The sequence below is a fragment of the Pseudaestuariivita rosea genome (genome assembly GCF_017592335.1).
GTDB lineage: Bacteria > Pseudomonadota > Alphaproteobacteria > Rhodobacterales > Rhodobacteraceae > Parasulfitobacter > Parasulfitobacter rosea.
In genome coordinates, this window is the sequence record NZ_JACNMP010000018.1 from 1 (window position 1) to 24,177 (window position 24,177).

Here is a 24,177-nt window from a genome sequence, read left to right on the forward strand (position 1 = left end):
CGAGACGCCGCCGAACGCACGATAGAGGCAACATGGCGCAGGATCGGTAAGCTGCTCGACCGCTTCACCCCGCAGGAATGTGCGAATTACCTTGTCAACTCAGGATACGCTTCAACCTGATCTCATCTTGCTCTAGTACATGGCTTCGACCTCAGCCTGGGTCAAGGTGCATCGGTCACCTTCAAATGCGTAAAATTCGCTTTTGTTGTCGATATATGTCTTGAATCGCCCCGGGTTTCATACCAGCTTCGTATTCCTTGATCATCCCAATAATCTGTTCGTCTGAAAATCTGCGTATCAAAGTCCATCCTTTGCTTGGACGGATTACCTAGAATTTTCTTGAGATATTAAGGATTAGCGCAACCAATTGCCTCGTCACATTCAGATGTATCATGGGTGATATGGCAACCAGAAGCCAACCTAGTGTGACGACTGCCGCAAACCAGATGACAAAGGGGGCGGTCTGTCCCGCTGCAGCAAGTAGAAATCCAGGTGACAGAAAAACTATCCATCCAATATAGCGAGGCACTGTTGGATTGATTTCATTTAATCCCGATGTTCGTCGGCGTTTGGGGTCATGCCATGCCAGCCATAGAATGGCCGTCAAGCTGACAAGGATACCAAGATACAGCATTGCCGCTCAAAACGCTCTTGTTACGTAGACGCCAAAGGTCTGAGGTTCGCCTGTACGGATCAGGAAGCCATTGTCGCCATTTTCGGATTTCTGGGTGACATAATCTTCGTCCAACAGGTTACGTCCGTATATGCCCAAAACCCAGTCGTCACGTTCATAGGTAAGATGTGCATTCAGCAGCCAGCGGTCGTCGCTTTTCAAACGCGCTGTGTTTTCAGGGTCGAAAAATCCGCCATCTGTATATGAAGCGTCGACGCCGAGTGAGACGCCGTTGTCCCAACGATATTTTCCGCCAAGTGCTGCAGTGACTTCCGGTGCATTGGGGAAACTTTTACCAGACAGATCGACGTTATTGCTGATAAATTCGTTGTATTCGGTGCTTGAGTAGCCGACAGATGCGAACAGCTCAAGGTTTTCGCTGGCTTCGCCTTGAACGCTTAATTCACCGCCCCAAAGCTCGGACTCGCCTGCGTTTATAGTTCGGAAGATGCCCTGACCGGTTGGTGCCACATCGATCTGCTCACTGACCTGCTGATCTGTCCAATCCGTGTAATACAGGTTGGCTGATAGGCGCAGTCGTTCGTCGTAAAAGCTGCCGCGATATGCGAGTTCATAGTTTGTGGTGTATTCGGGATCGAATTCGAATAAATCCCCGGCAATGTTTACGCCCGTTCCGCCCGCGCGATAGCCTCGTTGGAAGGTGAAGCTAAGGGATTGGGCTTCGGTAAATTCATAGGTTGCGCCAAGTTTCGGCAGGAAGGCCTCATAGGTCGTTTCGCCAAAACCGCTTGACGGTTCAAATGGCGGGCCCAACGGTATTGAGTAATCTGTTCTCTGTGAAAACTTGAACGTCTCGCGATCATAACGGGCGCCTATGGTGAAGGATAAACCGTCAAGCAAACGATCCGCTCGAATATCTGCCTCACCATAAATCGCAACATTTCTTGTTTCTGTTGGAAACTCGGTCGAGCGCGTAACAAATACGCCGTTCGGCGGTCCACCCAATGCAAAACCTGTATCGATAGTGAAATCAGAGGGCTGGGAATCTTCGATTTCTGTATAAAATAATCCCACGACACCACTGATATCATCAGTGTTAAATCTGAAACGAATGTCCTGCTCAAAGACTTCGCTTTCGGCTATGCGGTCGAATGTACCAAGCGGTTCGGGCGTGAAATCACCGTCTTCCTGGCGAATATAATCCTGCTGATACAGGTTGGTTTCGGTTTCCAAGCGCCAGATATCGGACAATGTCCAATTGACCCGCAGGCCAAGATTGCGGTGTTCGGACCCTTCCCGCGATGGCGTGTCGTGACGGATAAAACGGTCTTCAGGATAAGATGCAAAATCAATCAGATCCTCACCGCCAAAGTTTTCAGAATAGCTGTAGGACAGGATTGTCTCGACATCAGTCGAGGGTGTCCAAAGCAGCTTGGCGCGGTATGTTTCTGTTTCACGCTCATCAGCGTTTTCATCCCGAACCGGATTATAGACATAACCTTCATTTCTAAGTGTTTCGGCCGTGAAGCGAAACGCCAGCGTATCCTCAACAAGTGGCGTATTAGCCATTAAAGCAAAGCGGCGATGGTCACGTGATCCAACCTCACCCAGCACTTTGAATTCCTGCAAATAGGTCGGATCATTCGACCGTATGATGATGGCACCGGCCAAGGCGTTGCGACCCTGTTGTGTGGATTGCGGGCCACGCAACACCTCGACCTGATCAATATCCCAGGCAGAAAAGGGGCCATAGAACGTGGCCTGATTTGTGGGCAGTGCGACACCGTCAACCTGTGTTGAAACCACCAGGCTTGACGCAGAACCACCGCTTGCGCGCTGATCCACACCTCGAATTGCAAAGCCCTTTTCGCCGAAGCTGGACGTAACCCCAGGGGTGCGCTCGATCACATCAATCAAATCGGTGTCGCCGCGATCTTCGATCGCATCGCCGGTTTCAACCGCTGCAGATGTTGGGCTGTCCTGCAATGTGCGCTCTTGCAACTCGCCGCGCAAAACAATTGTTCCCAGATCAAAATCACCTTCATCCTGACCGTGTAACATGCTCGAAGAAAGTGCGAACCCCGATACGCCGCACATAAGAAGCCTTTTGAACACAGATTGGGTCCCTTGTCTTAGCCTTCGCCTTTTTGACCCTGGCTGCGACAGTATTTGGGAACTGGCATTGCTGGAGCTTCCTGTAGATCAGCAATCATAAAAATTCTGATAAATCAATACCTGACTAAAAGACTTGATTATGCCGCTCACTTGCTGTTGGTTGACGGCAGAGAGTTCGACATCCTGCCAGCCCGCGCAACTGCGTCTTGCCAGCATATCTTCGTATCTTGAAGGATATCCATGCTGGATTTGGTACGCCAAGCAGAAATAAAAAGCAGATCGTTTGAGACTTGGCTGCAGAAGCGTCCGAAACTATGGCGCTGGATATTTGCGGGCCCCGTCGCACTGATTTTATCCATATTGGCGATGGCAAGCTTGCCTTTTGTTCTACCGGCGGGCCGCGGTGGCATAAACCATCTTGTTTTACCGGTTGTTTTTTTTCCAGTCTTATGGGCCGGTTTCGTCATTTTCCCGGTCGTGTCGCACCGTTTGAATCGGATCGGTGGTGTCTACGGTGGCCTTACAGTTCTGTTCATTCTTATGATTGTCATCGGAGGATTCACATGAACGCCTCAGCAGCCTCGACTAAGCGATTGGTGGCATTGCACGGATGGTCCGCAACAGTTCTGGCGGTCTTGCTGTATGTTGTCATGTTGACCGGGACGATTGTTGTTTTCGACAATGAAATCACGCGCTGGTCGGAAGGGCGTACAGGTTTGGTCAATGCCTTGGACGGGCCGGTCGACGTACATATTCGACGGCTTGCAGAACAAGTTCCCGACGATCTGGAAGACGATGTGATCGTCCGAGAGGGCCGCGGTGGCAACCTTTCCGTCTTCTTCGGTGCCAATCGTGTTTTGGAAAGCGGCGAAAGTGGCTTGTTCGGCCATAGTTTTCTGATTGACCCAAGATCTGGCACGCTCCATCAGGCCAAGGTTGGCTTTTTTGCGGATATAATTGCAGATCGCCCTGAATACGCCTTGTCGAATTTTCTGGTTGATCTTCATGTGCGCCTGCACGTTCCGGGCCGGTTAGGGCTCTATATGACCGGTATTCTGGGTGTCATTATGCTGATCGCTGCCGTGACAGGTGTTTTGATACACAAGCACATCGTGCGTGATCTGTTCACAACCGAGCGCCCCGGCAAACGAATTGTCTCGTTCCGCGACAGGCATACGCTTGCTGGCGTTTGGTCATTGCCTTTTGCGATACTTTTATCGTTCACCGGTGCATTTCTAAGTTTTGCGGTATCTCTGGGTTTGCCTGTTGTTGCACTGGTTGCCTTTGGGGGCGATCAGGACAAGGCGCTTGAAACGGTGATGGGATCCCATGCAATCGTGGACCCGACACCGGCGCGGATGGCAGACCTGCAGCAAATCATTTCCGATGCCCAGGGCCGGGCCAATATGCCGATTGGTGGCTTGACCATTCATCATTACGGTCGCGCTGATGCGATTGTTGAAACAGCGCACTCGGCGGTCAGTAGTGCCTTGCGTGGTAAGACTTTTGAGTATTCAGCATCGACAGGTGAATTCCTTCGAGAGGTCCGTCTTGTGGGCACGGATCATTCAGCAGGATCTACCTTGGCTGAGTTAATGACGCCACTGCATTTCGGAAATTTCGCTGGCCTGACGTCTCGGCTGGTCTGGGCCGCTTTGGGTGCTGCGATGACATATACAATTATCAGCGGCATGCAATTGTGGTTGCGACGCAGGCAGGATGATCCAATCTGGCGCGCTGGCGATAGGGTTCTGACTACTGTGGCCTGGGGACTACCGCTTGCTATTGTTGGTACAGCATATGTATTTCTACTGACTTATCTTGCCGATGACCCGATATATTGGACGCCCAGAGCGTTCGTCGTGATCTGCGTATTGATCATATTGATTGGCTTTCTGACACGCAAGCTGTCCAACCAAATCATATCACGCTATTACTGCGGGTCTCTGGGCATCGGATTGCTGGTGCTGCCTTTCTTCCGGTTGCAAACAGGTGGTTTGTCTTGGGGTGAAGCCGTGCTGTGGCGGGGGCATGATGTTTTGTTGATCGATACATTTTGCATTCTTATGGGCATAGTATTCGCCGTATCTGCACAACGCAGTTACGCCACTCGGTTGCAAAGTCATCAGAAAAGCCAGGCTTGAACTGTCGGAAATGGCGTTTGATTGACTTATCTGACAAAATAACTCAGAATAATTTTGACAGCCAACCTGAGCATTTGGGCCAGCAAACAGAAGTGACGTCTTTGTCGGGGCCGTAGTATGATCAAATATGCTGTTCAATCCAACAAATCAGCACGCATCATTCGCATGGGCGACATCGATAGCATTGTCGAAATACAGAAAACAAAAACACTGCACTGAATAAAGGATAGTGAACGATGAAATGGATTTCATGCGCTAAGTGCTCTTTGGCTGTTTTGCTGGGCCTTGGGTCGGGGGCAATGGCTGATGAACAGGGCGGCAAGACGGCTGTTCTGAACACCTATGCTGATATCGCACAGGCCAAGTACAATGATAGCCTGATACTGGCTGAACGTCTGAAGACCGCTGTTGATGCATTGGTCGCGGCGCCGTCGGCTGAAGCGCTGCAAAATGCCAAGGATGCCTGGGTCGCTGCGCGGGTGCCTTATCAACAGTCCGAGGTTTATCGCTTTGGCAATCCAATCGTTGATGACTGGGAAGGGAAGGTAAACGCTTGGCCGCTTGATGAAGGGTTGATCGATTATGTCGATGCATCCTACGGTGGGCCATCGGATGAAAACGATTTTGCTGTTCTGAATGTTGTGGCCAATCCAAGCTTCGTATTATCCGGTCAGCAGATTGATGCCACCACGATTACACCTGCGCTTTTGTCCGAAACACTACACGAAGCTGATGGAATTGAAGCAAATGTCGCCACCGGCTATCACGCCATCGAATTTCTGCTGTGGGGGCAGGATCTGAATGGTCATGGACCCGGGGCCGGCAATCGCCCGTGGACTGATTTTGCGACAGACGATGCCTGTACCAACGGCAACTGTGATCGTCGTGCCCAGTACCTGCAGGCTGCGACGGATCTTTTGATTTCGGACCTGGAATGGATCACCGCGCAATGGGCCGCTGAGGGCGAGGCGCGCACAACACTTCTGGCAGATGAAAATGCCGGTATCATCGCTATTCTGACCGGAATGGGGTCGCTGTCCTACGGTGAACAGGCGGGTGAACGTATGCGCCTGGGTCTTATGTTGAACGACCCCGAGGAAGAGCACGACTGTTTTTCCGACAACACTCATAACAGCCATTATTATGATGGTTTGGGCATTCAGAACGTTTATCTGGGGGAATATGTTCGTATCGATGGTACGATCGTCTCTGGGCCGTCGGTTTCTGACCTGGTCGTTGCCACTGATCCCGAACTTGACGCTGAAATGCAAGAAAAGTTATCTGCTACCATGATGGCCCTGGGTCGGATCAAAACAGCAGCCGAAGCCGGTTTCGCCTACGACCAAATGCTGGAACGTGGTAACGAAGCCGGTGAGGCATTGATCATGGGTGGTGTGAATGGCCTGATCGACCAAACCCGTTCGATTGAACGGGTTGTGGCCGCATTGGACCTGGATCAGATCGAATTTGAAGGGTCAGACAGTCTGGATAACCCCGACGCTGTCTTTCAATAAACTCAAATGGCGCGGCTTCACCGCCGCGCCCATAGCCAGGCCGATACTATGAAAGTCCCAGCCTTTATCCTGATGCTTTTCACGCTTCCGGTCGCGGCAGACGTGTTGAGTGATCCGCATCTGACAATCGTCCCACGGACGGTCGAAGAAGTTGAGCGTATTGCGCGTGTCACAACTCCGGCCACGTCATTTAATGCAGCCCAGCAGTACGAAGAAATGTCTGCTGGCGCCGCCACCGTACGCGCGCGCCGCAATGCCGACGCGTTTTCGCAGCCATCGGGTAACATGAGTTTTGAGGACGAACTGAATTTTAAGGTCGGGAACGGCCTGTTCAAGAAAATCTGGGTATCGTCGCCATCATCAACCCTTGCCTCGGATGGTCTGGGCCCGCTTTTCAACGCAAGATCCTGTCAGCGGTGCCATATCAAAGATGGCCGCGGCCACCCGCCCGAAGGCCCAGATGATACGTCGATTTCCATGTTCCTGCGTATTTCTATTCCGGCTGAGAATGACTCATTGGCTGAGCAGATTGAGGGGTATATAGCAATGCTAGCAGACCCGACATACGGCACTCAGCTTCAAGACTTCGGTGTTGCGGGTCATCCGGCCGAATATAGCCTTCAGATCGAATATGAAGAGATTGAGGTTCCCCTGTCAGGTGGCGAAATCGCCTATCTGCGTAAACCCACTTATACCGCCGCCAATCTGGGTTATGGGCCCTTGCACCCCAAGGCGATGCTTAGCCCTCGTGTCGCACCGCAGATGATCGGTCTTGGTCTGCTTGAGGCCATCCCGGCAGCAGATATTCTGGCGAATGCAGATCCTGATGATGCCGATGGTGACGGCATTTCAGGGCGGCCGAATATTGTGTGGTCTGCCGAATATGATCAGCCGATGCTGGGCCGCTTTGGGCTAAAGGCGGGTAAACCCACAGTGCGCGAACAAAGTGCGGCGGCTTTCGCCGGTGACATTGGTATCTCCAGTCCACTTTTCCCCGGCGGATATGGCGAATGCACCCCGGCGCAGGAAAACTGCCGCGCCGCACCCCATGGCGATAGCGATGAGCGCGGCTTTGAAATTGATGCAGAGGGGTTGGAGCTTGTGACGTTCTACAGCCAGAATCTGGCTGTGCCCGCCCGCCGGGATGTGGATGCCCCTGAAGTCTTGCGCGGCAAAAAGGTATTTTATGACACTGGCTGTATCGCATGCCATACACCATCTTTTGTCACCCATCGTCTGGTCGATCAACCGGAACAAAGTTTTCAGTTGATCTGGCCCTATACCGATCTGTTGTTGCACGACATGGGGCCGGGACTGGCCGATAACCGGCCCGAGGCGCGCGCCAACGGGCAGGAATGGCGCACGCCGCCGTTGTGGGGAATCGGGTTGACCGAACAGGTTTCGGGACACACTTATTTTTTGCATGATGGACGCGCCCGATCCCTGCTAGAGGCGATATTATGGCACGGCGGCGAAGCTCAGGCGCAACGGGATGCGGTGGTTGAAATGCCGCCCGAAGACCGCGCCGCTTTGATCCGCTTTCTGGAAAGCCTTTGATATGCGTCAGTTGATTTTGACGGCATGCACCTGGGTTCTGTGCACCTTTTCATCCGCTGCGGAAACGCCGGATATTGATCAGATCGTCGATACGCATGTCCTGCCGGGATATGAACGCCTCGTGTCCTTAGCACAGGATCTAACCGCTGCGGCAAACCTTGACTGCAGCCTGGACAATGACACCTTGCGCACAGCCTATCACGACGCGTTCGATGCCTGGGTCAGTGTCAGTCATCTGCGCTTTGGTCCTTCTGAACAGAGTAATCGCGCCTTCGCGCTGGCCTTCTGGCCCGACACACGCGGTGTCACGCCACGAACGCTGTCTGCAATGATCGCAGCAGAAGACAATGTGCTGGAAACGCCCGATGTTTTTGCCACGGCTTCGGTTGCGGCGCGCGGATTCTATGCATTGGAGTTTTTGTTGTATGATCCGGCTTTTGCAGATCAAACAACGGCCGATTATCGCTGCCTACTTGTACAGGCAATCGCCTTGGACATCGAAAGAAACGCCGCCGCTATTCTATCAGACTGGCGAACCGGCTATGCAGATCTGATGCGTCAGGCAGGTCAAAATGAAACATACAGGTCTGATCTTGAGGCCGCGCAGCAGTTTTTCACCAGCCTGTCGACAGGGCTGGAGTTCACCTCAGACATGCGCCTTGGGCGTCCTATGGGCACATTCGATCGGCCCCGCCCCAACCGGGCTGAGGTCAGGCGCTCGGGTCGGTCACTCAGGCATGTTGTTCTATCTTTGCGGGCCACCCGCGACTTGGCCCGGCTTTTGTCAGATGGGGATGCTACGCTTGATGCAGCCTTTGCCAGATCGTTGCAGTTGGCCAATGATCTGAACGACCCGGTTTTTGCCGGTGTCAGCACACCACAGGGGCGGTTTGAGGTCGAGGCACTAAAGCAATCAATCGATGACATCCGCGCCCTGGTCGCAACACAGCTTGGTCCCAAACTGGGTGTGGCGGCGGGCTTCAATTCACTGGATGGCGACTAAGATGCCTGACAGACGTTCGTTTCTGGTGGGGCTTCTGGCTATTGGGTCATTCTCCCAGGCGACATGGGCCGATGTAGGCGATCCTGCTTATGTATCTGCAGCAAGACATCCCTCTGATGGCTATTCGATGTTGGGACTGGCGCAAACAGGTAACATCACATTCAACATTCCACTACCCGGTCGAGGCCATGCGGCGGCAGCACATCCTATGCGGCCCTTGGTGGTCGCTTTTGCGCGCAGGCCTGGCACATTTGCAGTTTTGATTGACTGCCGGTCCGGCATGGTTTTGGCCGAAATACAAGCTCCGCCGGGACACCATTTCAGCGGTCATGGGTTGTTTTCGGCGGATGGCAAGTTGTTCTTTACGGGCGAGAATGACTTTGAAAACGCTCAAGGCAAGATTGGTGTCTGGTCGCTGCGGAGCGATCGGATCAGGCGCGTTGACGCCTTTTCATCTGGCGGCATTGGGCCGCATGATCTGCATCTGATGCCGGATCGTCAGACGATTGTTATTGCGAATGGTGGGATTGAAACTCATCCGGATAACGGACGCGCCAAGCTGAACATATCGACCATGCGCCCAAATCTGACGTATCTGACCTTGGACGGAGAGATCGTCGAACAGCATGAACCGCCACCTGAGATACATAAGAACTCAATCCGGCATCTGGCAGTGCGCGATGACGGCTTGGTCGCCATCGCCACCCAATGGCAAGGTGATCTGACAGATAGGCCCGCGCTTTTGGCGACGCATCGGCGTGGGGGCAGTTTGATGTTTCATGAAATGAGTAACGATGTTCAGCGAAATATGCGCGGGTATGCGGGCAGTATCGCATTTTCCGGCGATGGACGGCAGATTGCGGTGACCGCGCCGCGGGGCAATATGGCGGTCATTACGGATGCTCATGGTCGCTGTTGTCAAACGATCCGTGAACCCGATGTTTGTGGGGTTGCAGCACAGGGCAAGGGTTTCATGTTCACTGCAGGGACGGGGCATGCTTTTACAATACAAACGGGCTTAACCCCCCCGCCGACACGGCATGATTATCAATGGGACAACCATCTGGTCCCGATCAATCGATCCTAGCTTGCCCCCTCGATCTTAAGCGAGAAACTGCGCCGCGCACCGACCGGTGGCGGGGGGAACGGCGCTGCGCGCTGAATGACTTGCAAGGCCGCCCGATCCAGTCTGGCCGACCCTGAACTGCGCGCGATGGAGACACTTTGCAGTCGGCCATTGGATGCAATGCTGAAACGCACCGTCGCTTCACCCCGCGCACCGACCTGGGGACGAGGTACACGCGCGATCTGGCGCATCACTTCGCCCGGATAATTCGTTGCCGCGGCATTTCCGGCCTGACTGCTGCGCCCTGTATTTGCGCCGGATTGACGGGCCTCGGTCTGGGTGCGTTGCCCATCCGGGCTGCCTGCAGTGCTGTTTTGCTGACTGTTGCCACTGCGTGGTGGGGCCTCTGCTTTTTGCTGTTCGGGGGATGGTCTTTGAACCGGGCGGGGCGACTGGGTGACAGGTTGCGCCTCTGGTTCGGCCTGTAAAATCGCTTCCGGGGGCAAAGCCGCTATCGCCAGAGGTATTGCCGTTGGTGTTGTCGCAAGCTGAGGTGCTTCGACGGCAATCGGTTCGGCTGCGACAATGGGCAGAGGTTCGGGCGGTGGTTGCATTGATGTTTCTAAAGCCTCGGTTTCCTCAGATGTCTGAATGCCCTGTGTGAAATTTGCGAAACTTGTGCCAGATCTTGTTTCACTGATCCCGGCTCGGCTTTCCATGTGAATTTCAAAATCCGAGATAAATGTCGCTGCAAAACCCGCGTGAAGCCCTATTGCGACAACGAACACCGCAATTTTTACGCGCACCGATGACCAAATCATTGCAACCCCCTTTCCGTCACAGCGAGAACACGTGTAAACCCGGCAGCTTGCAAGACCTGTGTGATGCGGACAAGGTCTTGTGCAGGCAATTCACGGTCGGGCAAAATCCGCAGGACGCTTTGATCATGGGATAGATGATTAGACAGAAAAATCTGAACCGAGGCCTGATCTTGGCCATCATACGACAGACGACCGTCGCGATGTATGACCAGAGTATCCGGTGGTGGCGCACCGTCCAGATTATCGGTGCTGACCAGTTGCACATCCCCGTCCAAGGGCTTTGACAATGTACCCGCGGCCATAAAGAAAACCAGCATCAGAAAAACAATATTGATCAGTGCTATCGTGGGTTCAGCTTTACGTCTGGCTCTGTGGCGTCGCATCAGCCCGTCTCCAGAACCGCAACTGAGATGCCCGGAATGGCGCGCAGAACGACCATGACATCAATCAGTTGCTGCGAACTGACCGGTGCCGCCAAACTGACCAGAACGGTCTGAGATGAACCGGATGACTGAGAAGCAGTGATCAATTCGGGCAGTTGCCCTATGTTGGCAGGTTGACCATTCAGCGTGATGTTTTCTGACCCCAAACGCAGGAAAAGCGGCCGGTCACCCTCTGTCTGACCCGTACCCGACGCGGCCGAGGCCAGCTCAACCTCGGAAAACCGTGAAAATGTCGAGCTGAGCATGAAAAACAGCAGCAACAGAAAAATGATGTCAATCAAAGACGTCATCGACAGGCGCCGTCTGTGCCGTTCACGTCGCAGCATTCAGCGCACCTTCGGTGACAAATGTCTGATCTGTGGTCGCGCCACCGGGTGACCGAATTGTCTCAATGGCACGACCTGCCAGAACGCGTTCGCCATCCATGCGCCCTTCCATCCAACTTAGCGCCATGGCAGTCGGCATTGCCACGACCAGCCCGACAGCCGTCGTCAAAAGCGCAACCCAGATGCCACCGGCTAGCAAGGAGGGATCAACTTGCGCGCCTGCTTCTTGCAAGGATTGAAATGCCTCAATCATCCCCAGGACTGTGCCGAACAGCCCAAGAAGGGGTGCCAGTTGTGCAACTGAATCCAGAAACCGAAACCCGCGTTCCAGTTTTTCGAAACGGACTTCGGCTTCGGCTTCAAGCCGGGTTTTGCTGATATCCTGCGCAGAGATGCTCATTTCGATGACGGGGGCCAGATAGCTGCGGGACTTATTCAGATGATCCCTGGCGCTCGCCCGATCCCCATGATCCCACGCGGAAATTGCATTCTGCAAAGCCTTATGCCGCCCAACACCGGCTGCGTTAAATTGCCAGAATTTGTAAAGCACAACCGCCAGTGTAACGATGGAAATCGCCAATAAAAGCAGAACGACCGGCCCACCCAGTTCCTGAATTTGCCTCAGAAGATCCAGAAAACCACTCATCCCAGCACCTCGATCTCGGTGCGGGACGAAACGTTTAGCAAAGGTGCACACGTGCTGCTTGCTGCTTCACATGAATGGATGCCGTTGAACAGAATCTGCCTAAGATCACCACAACCTACATCAGGCACGACGAATTGGCGGACACGTGGGGTGCCTGCAGGAAGGATCCCAAAATCAAAAAGCGTCAGTTGGTGTACCTGGCCATTACTGTCAAACAGCACTGTCTCAAACACCGCCTTATCAATCTGCTGGCTGGACCCGTTGCTGATTACAAAGGACAAAGTGCAGGCGTTGTCCTGCGATGCCAGCTTGTTCAGCTCAATCGACAGGACTTCTGATGCTGGCGTATCTGCAACAACAGGTGTTATAAGAAATGCCGAAAACAGCACGGATTGAACGAATTTCATCAAGGTCTCCACAAACTTCGCAACGCCGCTCGCTGGCTATGGAAGGACTTGGCTGGAGCTGGCTTATGAAAATCATACTGCACCTGAGAAATCAATACCTGACTATTTTAGTTCATTTAATCTGATATTCTCTCGCCTTTGATGTATCGCAATAGCGACATGCAGCACGCCACATGATTAAAAGCTCTTTGAAAGGGTCAGCTTCAAATTACGACCTGCAGCGGGGCGGGTGGCCAGGCGGGGCGTATAGAAGTGGTCAAAGACATTTTCCAACCCCACACGCACCTCGGCCCCTTGCATAAATTGCGGCTGCCATGTGGCGCGTAGGTTGTGAACGGCATAGCCGGGCGATCTTTCAGCGCCTTCATCATATCTGCGGTTGGCAACAGCTTCCCAACTTAGATCCAGAACATCATCAAATCGACGCCCAACCGTCAGTCGCAGGCTGTCGGCGGGATTTTGTTGCCAATCCAATGTTTCGCCGTTTGCACGCAATGCGTCCCCGGTCGAGATATTGGCATTCAGATCAATGTAGAACCCGGTTTCCAAAGCGTAGGCGGCTTCCAGTTCAAGCCCCTGCCGTTCTACTTCGATGATTTCTTCGCCAGCTGTCATACTGCCATAAGACGTGGCATCCCAAAGATCGATGTCATAGAGCGTCGCTTTGATAGCCAGGTCATCATTTTCCGCAAAAACGCCTGGACGGTCGTAGGAAGCACCCAATTCAAAGGTGCGCGCCTTCTCGTTTTGCTCCATCAGGTCGCTGTTGCCCAGATCGTCTATGATGGGAAGGTTTTCGGTATAAGCCGCGCTGGTAAAGACCGCGATGCCGTTGTCGAATGCATAGCGCAGCGATAGTCCGCCCATAAGGCCTGAGTTCTCAAAATCTTCGTCGGTAGCGGTTGTATCGTTTTCGATCCTTGAGTCTTCATAGCGGATCGCCGGTGTGATCGTCCAATTGCGCAATTGCATATCATTGACCGCATAGACAGCAATCCGATTGTCCGTGCCGCCCGGCGCGGCTGACGCATCTTCGCGTTCGCGGCGGATAAATTCGATACCGCTGCGCAGCTCATGTTCAACTGTTCCGGTCTGAAACATCGCAGTATTCTTGAAGCGCAAGGTTGATGTTTGATACTGATGATCTGCGTTAACTAAGTTCCGCAAAAAAGGCGAAGGCACAAAAGCTACTTCGTCATTGGTGATCTCTTCGTCCGAATAGGCGTATTCAATATCGAAATTGATCAGATCGTTGCCAACTGGATTATAGTTATAGCGCAGCGTAGCCGTCTGATTTTCGACAAAGCGGTCAACATTTCCAAAGTCGGCAATGGCAAAACTGTCATATGGAATGTCACGCTGATCCGACTGAGTTTCAGTATAGCTGAATGCCAATGTCTGATCCAGATTTTGGCCAAAAGTCAGGCGGCTTTTCAGCAACCACGAAGGATCATCGATATCACCTGCATCCGGGTTGATGTCATTACCGTCACCATCCTGGCGCACATCCAAAGTCCTGCGGGTGTAGTTGGCCAGAAACTCAAGCGTTTCAGTCGGTTGCCAGGCTAGAGTTGTTGAACTGGTGATGCCCTCACCATTTGTCGTGAATTCGAACAACTGATTGCCTGCAAACCCGATCTCTCCGCCCGTCAAATCTGCCGCATCAATGGTTTCGATCCGCAGCACACCCCCGACAACGCCCGAGCCAAATTCAAGCGATCCGACAGACCCGCGGATGACCTGAATTTCGCGAAAAAGCAGCGGGTCGGTAAAAAGCTGGCTGCCGATGCGATAAAGCTCCTCGCTGCCTTTGGTGGCGCCGTCGATCTGGATTAGAATTTTTTGATCGGTCCCAAACATATCATTGGCACCGAAGCCGCGGATGTTGATGCCGGACCCTGCTGCAGTCGCCCCATTCACCAGTGTCACACCGGGAACCGAATCGATCAGTTCGGCAATAGTACCGGCCTGGCGGTCTTTGATTTCCTGATCATCAACGATTGTGATTGGAACAGCTGTATCTGTTTGGATATCACGCTTGCTTTCGCCCAAGATAATGGTGCCCAGAAACCCATCCTCTTGCTGGTCCTGTGCTGTTGCGGCTGTGGTCATTGCCAGAATAAACCCCACCGTGCGGTATAGATATACGTGCATTTCGTTCCCCTGTTTTGTCAGCTTGGCTGAACCGGGGCTTGCACGGGGCTGGCGCGGTCTTGGCGTCTTTTTCGTGAATAATTGGATTAGGCCATTGATCTCGTATCTAATCTTGACTAAAATTGTCAACTAAGATTTGGACCTGTTGTCCAATAGCCACGCCGTCAACGGACGCCGAAGCCACACCCATCAAACAGAGTGAAACCCGGGGGATGCAATGGCGGTAGATGTGGCGTTAAGCCCAGACGAAATAAGACAATTCCGTAAAGACAACGCAAAGCTGCGGGAAAGGGATGTGGCCGACAGGCTATCGATTTCCGAGGCGCAGTTGATCGCAGCGCATGTCGGGCATGGCGCAACGCGGATTGGCGCACACATTAATCAGATCATGCAGATCGCACAGACGTTGGGTGAAGTCATGGCACTGACCCGTAATCCATCATGTGTGCATGAAAAGACCGGCGTGTATGACAATTACCACCCTGGCGCCCATGCCTCGATGATCCTGACCGAAGAAATTGATCTACGGATGTTTCCGAAACACTGGTGCCATGCCTTTATGGTCGAAAAGGAAATCGAAAGCGGTATGCAGCGCAGTGTGCAGGTTTTTGATGCAGCGGGCGATGCAGTGCACAAGATTTATCTGCGCGAAGGGTCCGACCTGATTGCCTGGCAGAACGCCATGGACAAGCACACCCTGCCGGATCAGAGCGACGATCTGCAGGTCGAACCCCGCGCCCCGGTTGAGGCGGCGAAAGCCGACCCTGATAAGGCCGAAACACTGCGTAAGGAATGGACACGCATGACGGACACGCATCAGTTCCTGCGTCTGACGTCAAAACTGAAAATGAACCGGCTTGGGGCCTATCGCATTGCGGGTGCGCCCTTTGTCCGGCCATTGGCGGTGTCTGCCGTTGATGCCATGCTGCATAAACTGGCGAATCAAGGCACGTCGGTTATGATCTTTGTAGGCAACAAAGGTTGTATTCAGATACATTCCGGACCGATCAAGACGCTGACGCCCATGGGGCCTTGGCAAAACGTGATGGACCCCGGTTTCAATCTGCATCTGCGGCTGGATCATGTGGCCGAAGTCTGGGCCGTCGACAAACCGACACAGCGTGGCCCCGCCTTATCGGTCGAGGCTTTTGATAACGAAGGCGGCTTGATTTTCCAGATTTTCGGTATCGGCAAAGAAGGTATGGACAGTCGCCCGGAATGGCGCGCGATCGTTGACAGCCTGGAAAGTTCCGAGGGCGCGGCATGATCACGCGCCGTGATTTCGGATTGATCGGGCTGGCCTTTGCTGCACAATCGGGCTTGGGTCACGCCGCGCAGTATAATCGCATCCTGTCGATTGGCGGATCTGTCACGGAAATCATCTATGCGCTGGATCAGGGGCATCGGCTGATCGCGCGCGACACCACATCGACCTATCCGCCACAAGCGCTTGACCTGCCTGATGTCGGATATGCCCGCGCTTTGGCTGCTGAAGGTGTGCTAAGCGTTGGCCCTGAACTGATCATCGCGGAAGAAGGCGCCGGCCCACCTGAAACGATTGATTTGCTGGAACAATCGAACATTCCCTTCATTACTGCCCCTGATACATACTCGCGACAGGGCGTTTTAGACAAAATCCGTGTTGTGGGCGATGCATTGCAGGTGCCTGAAAAGGCGTCAACACTTGCCCGCAAAGTGGATGGCGAAATTGCAGCGGCAACTCACGGTATTACCAATGGTGACCAAAAACGCGTTCTTTTCATCATCAGCACTCAGGGTGGGCGCATCACAGCGTCAGGCATTGACACAGCAGCGGACGGCATGATTTCGCTGGCAGGTGGGATAAACGCAATATCGTCGTTCACGGGCTATAAACAAGTCTCAGACGAAGCGATCACAGCCGCTGCCCCTGATACCATCCTGATGATGGACCGTGGCGGAGATCACGGCGCGCCAGATAACGTGTTGTTCAACATGCCTGCGATTGCCACAACGCCCGCTGGTCAGAACAGGTCGGTGATCCGCATGAATGGTCTGTTGTTGCTTGGGTTCGGGCCGCGCACCGGTCAGGCTGTCAAGCAGCTCAATACAGCACTTTACGGATAGATGGTCGCGCTTTCCACTGACAGTAGCGCTTTGCGTGACAGACGCCAGACGGCAAGGGCTGCCCACATCTGGCTGATCGGTCTGTTGCTGATCAGCAGTGTGGCCAGTCTGGCCATCGGTGCATCGGGTACGTCGCTTTGGGCGGCCCTGGACAAGCTGGCGCAGGGGCAAGAGCTTGATCTAATGGAACGTGTGGTGCTGTGGGACATACGCCTGCCACGGCTGGTGACGGGAATTGTGGTCGGTGCTTCGCTTGCTGTTTCAGGGGCCGTTATGCAGGGCCTGTTTCGCAACCCGCTGGCCGACCCCGGTATCGTCGGTGTTACGTCGGGTGCAACATTAGGTGCAATCATCGCGATTGTACTGGGGCCATTGCTGCCGCTGGCTTTTCTGGGCACTGCAATGCTGCCAGTTTTTGCCTTTGTCGGTGCCTGGGTGTCGATGGTGCTGCTTTACCGTGTTGCGACACGTGCAGGGCGGACATCGGTCGCAACCATGTTGCTTGCCGGCATAGCGCTGGCTGCATTGGGTGGCGCCCTGTCAGGCCTGATGATTTATAGCGCTGATGATGATCAGTTACGGGATGTGACGTTCTGGGGGCTTGGATCGCTGGCAGGCGCCACATGGGCAAAGGTTCTGATCGCAGGCCCGATCATTCTGGGCGCACTGCTAGTGTCGATGACACTGGGGCGCGGCTTGAACGGCCTGGCCTTGGGCGAAGCGGCCGCAAACCACATCGGCATAGCGGTGCAGCGCACGAAGACCATTGCAATTCTAAGCGTCGCCGCAGGTGTCGGGGCTGCCGTGGCGATATCAGGGGGGATCGGCTTTATCGGTATTGTTGTTCCGCATTTGTTACGCCTTGCAACGGGGCCGGATCATCGGATGCTGATCGTGAATTCCGCGCTGCTGGGGGCCAGTCTGCTGTTACTGGCTGACGTTATCAGCCGTGTGGTGATCGCTCCCGCCGAGCTGCCCATTGGCATTGTGACAGCCATTCTAGGCGCACCGGTCTTTATCTGGATCCTTATACGAAGCCGCGGCGTAGTGGATCTGTAGATGCTTGCGTTTGAGGATATCAGCGTCCGCTACGGTCGCAAAACAGTGCTGAAAGCGGCCTCTGCCACGTTGCAATCAGGGCAGGTCATAGCGATTGTCGGCCCGAACGGATCAGGCAAAACGACTCTGCTGCGTGCGATTTCAGGCGATACACGATACGATGGCACCGTGGCGCTGAACGGTCAGGATTTATCGGTCCTAAAGCCTTGGCAAATCGCCGAGGAACGCGCGGTTTTACCTCAAATCTCAACGCTGGCTTTTCCCTTTCAGGTCATTGAAATCGTCCGACTGGGCGCACAGGCCAGTACCACTGGTCATCAAGATGTCATCGCACAGGCGGCGTTGGCCCGGGTTGGCCTGTCAGGTTACGCCAATCGGTTTTATCAGGAACTTTCCGGGGGCGAACAGCAACGCGTACAATTGGCGCGTGTGCTTTGTCAGGTCTGGCAACCCGTCGTGAATGGCCGACCGCGCTGGCTGCTAATGGATGAGCCTGTTTCCAGCCTTGATATCGGACATCAGCTTGAAGTGATGCAAATCGCCCGTGATTTCGCCGATCAGGGCGGAGGAGTTCTGGCCGTGATGCACGATCTGAATTTAACTGCTGGCATTGCTGATCGTGTGCTGTTGGTCCATGCAGGTCAAATCATAGCAGATGGGACAGTCGATAGCGTACTGACCGATGACCGTCTTTCAAACGCTTACGGCTGCCCAATCCGCACCCGTTCTGTACCTGCCAACGGTCGCTGGTTTTTACTGCCCGGGACCAATGCTGCTTAAGCTTTGATGCAGTGGCTTTTCATTCGTTCAGGATTTTTTCGCGGTTTGCGTGATTATCGTTGATTTCGTTGGCAATCAGGATGTCCAAACAAACTGTTTTCAAGAAATTTTGGTAGCGGAGGAGGGACTTGAACCCCCGACACGCGGATTATGATTCCGCTGCTCTAACCACCTGAGCTACTCCGCCGAAAACGAAGTTTCATCTATCGTCGTGGTCAGGGTGCGTCAAGCAGGAATCTGTTATCCGTGACGCCAGGCAAAAAAATCTGTGTCGGCACGGTCAAGCAGTATCTGGGCCAGTTCAGCACCGATCTTTGCACCGTCCTCGATTGGGCCGGACATCCGATCGCTATGGCTCTCAGATCCGTCCGGTCGCAGAATTTGGCCAATTAGATGCACCTGACCGTCCTTAATCGTCGCAAGCCCGGCAATTGGGGTTTCGCAAGACCCGTCCAAGGCGGCCAGATAGGCGCGTTCTGCGGTCAGCCTTTGACCTGTTTCAAGATCATGGATGGCCTCTAACATTTGGGCGATGCGGGTGTCATCGGCGCGGCGTTCAATGCCAATGGCACCTTGCGCGACGGCTGGCAGCATCGCGGAGGGGTCGATGGCTGTGCGGGGTACATCATCCATTCCCAAGCGGTTCAGACCGGCCATCGCCAGAAAGGTCGCCTGGGCCACGCCATCTTTCAGCTTTGTCATCCGCGTTTGAACATTGCCGCGAAATTCAACGACATTCAGATCGGGCCGCTTGTTCAGCAATTGCGCTTTCCGGCGCAGGCTGGACGTGCCGACGGTCGCGCCTTCTTCAAGATCGTCAAGCTGCGCCTGGCCCATCGTGACAAACGCATCCCGCACATCTTCGCGCGGCAGATACGTGTTCAAAAGCAGGCCGGGCGGTTGTTCGACGGGCATGTCCTTCATTGAATGCACGGCCAGATCGATCTTTCCCGATAAAAGATCTTCCTCGATTTCCTTTGTAAACAAACCCTTGCCGTCGATTTCTTTCAATGGGCGGTCAAGAACGCGGTCACCGGTTGTTTTGATGACTACGATTTCAAATGCGGTTTCGGGCAAATCAAATGCCGCACACAATCTGTCACGTGTTTCATACGCCTGCGCCAGCGCCAGGGGTGACCCCCGTGTGCCAATGCGGGCCGGTGATCCGGGATCTGGTAATTTAAGTGCCATACCAAAGCATTAGCGGTGTCATACGCGCCTGACAACCAGATGTCTTGACATCTATGCTGATAACCCTGACCAACAGATCAAATCAGAAAGGGTGGAGAATGTCGGAAAACAAAAAATTGCTGCGTGCACTTGCGGGGGAAACACTGCCTGTACCCCCGGTTTGGATGATGCGCCAGGCGGGGCGTTACCTTCCCGAATACCGCGCGACGCGCGCCAAGGCCGGCGATTTTCTGACATTGTGTTACACGCCCGATCTTGCGGCCGAAGTGACGTTGCAGCCCATTCGCAGGTACGACTTTGACGCAGCCATTCTGTTCGCAGACATTTTGCTGATACCCGATGCGCTTGGGGCAGATCTTTGGTTTGTGACGGGTGAAGGACCAAGGTTGTCGACCATAACCACGCAAGCCGATTTTGATGCGTTGAAACCGGCCAACGATATCCACGATCATCTGGCACCGGTCTATGAAACCTTGCGTATTCTGACAAAAGAGCTGCCGGAAGAAACGGCCTTGATCGGCTTTGCAGGCGCGCCGTGGACGGTTGCAACCTATATGATTGCAGGTCGCGGCACGCCCGATCAGGCCCCCGCGCATGCCCTGATGCGTGAAAATACTGAACTTTTTGACGCCTTGATGGATCGTTTGACCAAGGCGACGATAAGTTATCTGTCGATGCAGATCGAAGCTGGTGCCGAAACAGTCAAGCTGTTTGATAGCTGGGCTGGATCGCTAAAGGGCGAGGCGTTTGAGAAATACGCTGTTGAACCTGCCAGGCGGATAATCTCGGAACTGAAATTAAAACACCCTGATGTACCTGTCATCGCGTTTCCAAGGGAAGCTGGCGATAAATACATCGGTTTCGCAAAAAGGACCGGCGCGGATTGCGTGGCGCTGGATAACTCGGTCGCAGCAGAATGGGCCGCGGAACATGTGCAGGTCGACGGGTGTGTGCAGGGCAACCTTGCCTCATCCCATATGGTCACCGGTGGTCAGGCTCTGATTGATGAGACACGCGCGATTGTCAAAGCCTTTTCCAAAGGTCCGCATATCTTCAACCTTGGGCATGGGATCACGCCGGATGCTGATCCTGACAATGTTCAGTTGATGATCGATACAATCCGAACTTAATGTCAGGAATCATTCTTATAGCTTGCATAATTTTGCCCAAAAGCTCGTAAAAAGATCGCCACACAGAATCTGTCTGAAGGGCCATGCGATGCAAAAACTGGTTTTCGCCTTTGTCGGGCTACTCGTCGGCTATCTTGTGCTTGAATACGATGTGATTGGCATGGCCGGAAGCAACGCGACGCCCGAAGATCCATCGCAATTGCTTGTGGTTGGTCCTGACGGACACGAGGCACCTGGTACAATCGTTGCTGCCGATGCGCCCAAAGTATTCTTTGCAAAGGATATCTTTGACAACCCGGATCAATTGACAGCTGTTGAAACCCTGGCAGATTTTGAGTTTGTCGAGCAGGTTGAAGGGTGCCGTTTTACACCGCCATCTGTCGGCATGGCGCTGGCGAATGTGCAGGTTGCCACCGGTGGTGGTGACAGTAGCGTATACGCATACTCAGAAACGGATATGGCCAACGATCTGATTGACTGGATCAGTGCTACAACGAATGGCCAGGAAACGGATATCGGCGAAAAGATCGCTTTGCGGCCTGTCGGCAAGGTAAACGTTGCGGTCACAGACAGCACTCAGATTTTGTATCTTGTTTTGCAAAGCAGCCAGTCTGGCGTCATCTGGCATATCCACAAAATGCCAGAAACCAGGATCGCGCGGGTTGCCGTGATTGCAAATGGAACCGCAGGCGTGATTGGGTTAGACCCTGCCATACCGGTCGAATATCTGGATGTCAGCCAGAATGAACAATGCGTGCAACCGGACCGTAATCCACGCGCTTTGCCAGATTATGATTATGGTCGTGAAGTGAGCAGAAAGGAAAGCTATGACTTGTCCCGCCAGCGCGATATGCGGTTTCGCCAGTACAGCACATGGTTTCTATCTCAGTTTGGCGTTCCGAGCGAAACAACTCTTATCGGTATTGCCAAGGCCAGCCATGTGATCGTTGGACCGGTGCCCGAAGCCGATGCACCGCGCCTGTCTTATGTTCCGATGGATGGTCAAACGGTGCGTGTGACCAAAAATGATCTGGTCTACATCAGCCCATCCCCCGAAGCTGCAACAACGCACGCACTGTCCGCTTATTCGAACCTGTTGGAGCAAGCCTCAGGCGGTCGTGTTGAAACGATCACCCCCGCACCAATCGCGCGGGATCAGTGATGCTGGATTGCGGGCAATGGTTCCATAAAAAGCTAAATCTGATCCTGTTTGCGGTTTGTCTTCACGCTATGCCGCTGGTGGGACATGCATCTGGCATAACGTCGAACGACATATTTTCTGAAGACCATGCGACCCTGAGCGGTCGGGAATACGTTCTGACCAAAAAGGCCCAGCATATGGCCGCACTGTTTGACGGGACTGCGCCAAACGGCATCAGAGTTATCGAGTTTCGCCAGACTGTCCGGATTCGAGACGTCATGCTAAAAGATGAGCCGCTGCCCCCGCGCCATCTGCGTCCGCTTTACATCCATGCAAGGGCATCGAAAATTGCTATGTCGGAATGTGAACTGATCGTTCAGCAGCTTGCCAATCATTGTGCCCTTTACCAAATCGATGTGCAAAAAAGATCCGAAGGTAAATATCTTCTGATTGCACAATTGGCCTTCAATACATTGGGTCACCGTATCGACACGTCACACCCGGATAATAGTTCATATATGGATGCGATGGTCGATCTAAGCCTGAATAACGAAGGGATCGAGGTTCACAGCGATCACCTTCATACAGCCCGCGCCGACTATTATGGTCGGGCAAAGATGGTTTGCGATGCAGTTCGTAAATCGTTCGGATCATGCGTCGTTGAGACGATTTATTTTGAAACACGTCCTACCGTCGGCAATGACCCGCGTCGTGTGTATTTGACAGCGCGTGCACAACTGGGCGCTTTGGTCGATCAGACGGTGACGTTGGAACAGCTACGAAGGGTTGCCGCGTCTGGTTTCTTAACGACCCCATAACGTCCCTAGCGACTTCGGATCGGCAGGGTAAATGTTTCTGACGACGATGTTATCGCGTCTGGGGCTGCTGGAAATCGTCCTGCACGTTTCACTGCAGCCAAAGCTGCACGGTCAAAGCGTCCATTTCCTGACGATTTTGCAAGACCGACCTGAACCAGTGCCCCGGACCGTGCAACGGTAATTACTAGGGTTGCGCTTGTTCCTTTTCGAACACCCGAAGGCAGGTTCTGGTTTCGGGCGATCTGGGCTCTGATCCGTGATCCCCATTCCTGTATGGCGGCGCGGCGTGCAGCTTGGGCTGCGGGGCCACCTTGTTGACCTTGGCGTGTCTGGGTTGATGCTTGTCTTTGCGGACGATCCTGCGCTTTTTCAGCGTCTTCTGTGCTTTTTTCCTGCTCGATAACGCTTTGGTCAATCTGAGGCAGGCTGCGATCTGATGCATGTGGCAAAGCAGGGATCTGAGGCATCGGTCGTACCGGCATGGTCCTTGTCTCAAACGGGTTTTGCTGTGGTCTCATGGTCTGTTCTGGCTGTTTAAATCTGCTTTCGACAGAGGGTGCCGTCTGCCAATCGGCAACCATGGCAATCAGTTCAGCATCAGTCGCCTGCAACACTATCGGTGCGGCGCTTTCCGGCGCATCATTGCCCTTTTGACCGGTTTCAACAAATCCAATGAAAATCGCCACATGCACACCCGTGGCGATCAGAAGAAACATTGAAAATCTGATAGCCTGATACATCACTGTGACTTTACAACCAGTTGAACGGATGTAAGGCCCATCGTCTGAAGGCGCGCCAAAAGTGCAGCAATGACTGTTGCATCCAACTGTGCATCCGCCTTGATCAACAACACACTGTTTGGCGCGCGGTCGGCGAGTGCGGTCAATACCGCGTCACCCGTTTTGCCGTCGAAATGCAGCTTGCCTTCCGCCGAGATGAAAAGCGTGTCCGCCTCATCCGGCGACCGACCATCTGCCGATGTTGGCGGCACAATTTGGACAGGCGGGGCGGGGGCGATCTGGGCGGTCATCAGGAAAAAGATCAACAAAAGGAAGACGACATTTATCATCGGAATGATGTTTTCTGACTTCCTGCGCTCGGGCGTTGTATCAAATCGCATGC

Annotated in this window: 23 protein-coding genes and 1 tRNA gene; 13 read left to right on the forward strand and 11 right to left on the reverse strand. The window is 53.6% G+C overall.

Annotated features, from left to right (window positions below):
* Positions 1-640: 640 nt before the first annotated feature.
* Positions 641-2,695 (reverse strand): TonB-dependent receptor, encoded by a 2,055-nt coding sequence (locus H7848_RS12635; protein WP_208352077.1) that lies wholly within the window; start codon positions 2,693-2,695, stop codon positions 641-643.
* Positions 2,696-2,989: 294 nt separating this feature from the next.
* Between H7848_RS12635 and H7848_RS12640 the strand changes: the two genes are divergently transcribed.
* From H7848_RS12640 to H7848_RS12665, 6 genes are all read left to right on the forward strand, one after another.
* Positions 2,990-3,316: a hypothetical protein gene (locus H7848_RS12640; protein WP_208352080.1), complete on the forward strand. Its 327-nt coding sequence runs from the start codon at positions 2,990-2,992 to the stop codon at positions 3,314-3,316.
* Positions 3,313-4,893: a PepSY-associated TM helix domain-containing protein gene (locus tag H7848_RS12645; protein ID WP_208352082.1), complete on the forward strand. Its 1,581-nt coding sequence runs from the start codon at positions 3,313-3,315 to the stop codon at positions 4,891-4,893. Before H7848_RS12640 ends, H7848_RS12645 begins: the two co-directional genes overlap by 4 nt.
* Positions 4,894-5,192: 299 nt before the next feature.
* Positions 5,193-6,407 (forward strand): imelysin family protein, encoded by a 1,215-nt coding sequence (locus tag H7848_RS12650; protein WP_419555510.1) that lies wholly within the window; start codon positions 5,193-5,195, stop codon positions 6,405-6,407.
* 48 nt (positions 6,408-6,455) lie between these two features.
* The gene (locus H7848_RS12655) at positions 6,456-7,964 is read left to right on the forward strand and encodes a di-heme oxidoreductase family protein (protein WP_208352087.1); all 1,509 of its coding nucleotides are present in this window, start codon (positions 6,456-6,458) and stop codon (positions 7,962-7,964) included.
* A 1-nt stretch (position 7,965) separates the two neighbouring features.
* Positions 7,966-8,967: an imelysin family protein gene (locus H7848_RS12660; protein ID WP_208352090.1), complete on the forward strand. Its 1,002-nt coding sequence runs from the start codon at positions 7,966-7,968 to the stop codon at positions 8,965-8,967.
* Position 8,968: 1 nt separating this feature from the next.
* Entirely contained in the window at positions 8,969-10,054 is a 1,086-nt protein-coding gene (locus H7848_RS12665) for a DUF1513 domain-containing protein (protein WP_208352092.1), read from the forward strand.
* Here the strand turns inward: H7848_RS12665 and H7848_RS12670 are convergent.
* The 6 genes from H7848_RS12670 to H7848_RS12695 form a co-directional block, all read right to left on the reverse strand.
* Entirely contained in the window at positions 10,051-10,854 is an 804-nt protein-coding gene (locus tag H7848_RS12670) for an energy transducer TonB (RefSeq protein WP_208352096.1), read from the reverse strand. The genes H7848_RS12665 and H7848_RS12670 overlap by 4 nt on opposite strands.
* Positions 10,851-11,237 carry an ExbD/TolR family protein gene (locus H7848_RS12675; RefSeq protein ID WP_208352098.1) on the reverse strand — a complete coding sequence of 129 codons (387 nt, stop codon included), beginning with the start codon at positions 11,235-11,237 and terminating at the stop codon, positions 10,851-10,853. Before H7848_RS12675 ends, H7848_RS12670 begins: the two co-directional genes overlap by 4 nt.
* On the reverse strand, positions 11,237-11,623 hold the full coding sequence (locus H7848_RS12680) for a biopolymer transporter ExbD (RefSeq protein WP_208352100.1): 387 nt from the start codon (positions 11,621-11,623) through the stop codon (positions 11,237-11,239). The genes H7848_RS12675 and H7848_RS12680 overlap by 1 nt, the downstream gene beginning before the upstream one ends.
* A complete protein-coding gene (locus tag H7848_RS12685) occupies positions 11,610-12,269 on the reverse strand; it encodes a MotA/TolQ/ExbB proton channel family protein (protein WP_208352101.1) in 660 nt (219 codons plus the stop codon). Before H7848_RS12685 ends, H7848_RS12680 begins: the two co-directional genes overlap by 14 nt.
* Positions 12,266-12,688 (reverse strand): hypothetical protein, encoded by a 423-nt coding sequence (locus H7848_RS12690; protein WP_336512098.1) that lies wholly within the window; start codon positions 12,686-12,688, stop codon positions 12,266-12,268. The genes H7848_RS12685 and H7848_RS12690 overlap by 4 nt, the downstream gene beginning before the upstream one ends.
* A gap of 165 nt (positions 12,689-12,853) precedes the next feature.
* Positions 12,854-14,830, reverse strand: a complete 1,977-nt coding sequence (locus H7848_RS12695) for a TonB-dependent receptor domain-containing protein (RefSeq protein ID WP_208352103.1) — start codon at positions 14,828-14,830, stop codon at positions 12,854-12,856.
* A gap of 217 nt (positions 14,831-15,047) precedes the next feature.
* Between H7848_RS12695 and H7848_RS12700 the strand changes: the two genes are divergently transcribed.
* Genes H7848_RS12700 through H7848_RS12715 form a run of 4 tightly spaced genes read left to right on the forward strand, consistent with a single transcriptional unit; the run spans position 15,048 to position 18,775 of the window.
* Positions 15,048-16,097 (forward strand): hemin-degrading factor, encoded by a 1,050-nt coding sequence (locus H7848_RS12700; protein WP_208352105.1) that lies wholly within the window; start codon positions 15,048-15,050, stop codon positions 16,095-16,097.
* Positions 16,094-16,936 carry a heme/hemin ABC transporter substrate-binding protein gene (locus tag H7848_RS12705; protein WP_208352108.1) on the forward strand — a complete coding sequence of 281 codons (843 nt, stop codon included), beginning with the start codon at positions 16,094-16,096 and terminating at the stop codon, positions 16,934-16,936. Before H7848_RS12700 ends, H7848_RS12705 begins: the two co-directional genes overlap by 4 nt.
* A complete protein-coding gene (locus tag H7848_RS12710; protein WP_208352111.1) occupies positions 16,937-17,995 on the forward strand; it encodes a FecCD family ABC transporter permease in 1,059 nt (352 codons plus the stop codon). It abuts the gene before it with no gap.
* Positions 17,996-18,775 carry a heme ABC transporter ATP-binding protein gene (locus H7848_RS12715; RefSeq protein WP_208352113.1) on the forward strand — a complete coding sequence of 260 codons (780 nt, stop codon included), beginning with the start codon at positions 17,996-17,998 and terminating at the stop codon, positions 18,773-18,775.
* A 110-nt stretch (positions 18,776-18,885) separates the two neighbouring features.
* Here the strand turns inward: H7848_RS12715 and H7848_RS12720 are convergent.
* Positions 18,886-18,962, reverse strand: a tRNA-Met gene (locus H7848_RS12720).
* Between the two features lie 53 nt (positions 18,963-19,015).
* Positions 19,016-19,966 carry a hydroxymethylbilane synthase gene (gene hemC / locus H7848_RS12725; RefSeq protein WP_208352115.1) on the reverse strand — a complete coding sequence of 317 codons (951 nt, stop codon included), beginning with the start codon at positions 19,964-19,966 and terminating at the stop codon, positions 19,016-19,018.
* Positions 19,967-20,064: 98 nt separating this feature from the next.
* Between hemC and hemE the strand changes: the two genes are divergently transcribed.
* From hemE to H7848_RS12740, 3 genes are all read left to right on the forward strand, one after another.
* Positions 20,065-21,096 carry a uroporphyrinogen decarboxylase gene (gene hemE / locus H7848_RS12730; RefSeq protein WP_208352118.1) on the forward strand — a complete coding sequence of 344 codons (1,032 nt, stop codon included), beginning with the start codon at positions 20,065-20,067 and terminating at the stop codon, positions 21,094-21,096.
* 88 nt (positions 21,097-21,184) lie between these two features.
* Positions 21,185-22,258, forward strand: coding sequence for a hypothetical protein (locus H7848_RS12735; RefSeq protein WP_208352120.1), 1,074 nt, complete (start codon positions 21,185-21,187; stop codon positions 22,256-22,258).
* Complete coding sequence (locus tag H7848_RS12740; RefSeq protein WP_208352122.1) at positions 22,258-23,055, forward strand: hypothetical protein; 798 nt, start codon at positions 22,258-22,260, stop codon at positions 23,053-23,055. Before H7848_RS12735 ends, H7848_RS12740 begins: the two co-directional genes overlap by 1 nt.
* A 5-nt stretch (positions 23,056-23,060) precedes the next feature.
* On the opposite strand, the gene H7848_RS12745 is transcribed toward H7848_RS12740, so the two are convergent.
* Entirely contained in the window at positions 23,061-23,771 is a 711-nt protein-coding gene (locus tag H7848_RS12745; protein ID WP_208352124.1) for an energy transducer TonB, read from the reverse strand.
* Positions 23,772-23,794: 23 nt separating this feature from the next.
* Positions 23,795-24,175 (reverse strand): ExbD/TolR family protein, encoded by a 381-nt coding sequence (locus H7848_RS12750; protein WP_208352126.1) that lies wholly within the window; start codon positions 24,173-24,175, stop codon positions 23,795-23,797.
* Positions 24,176-24,177: the final 2 nt, after the last annotated feature.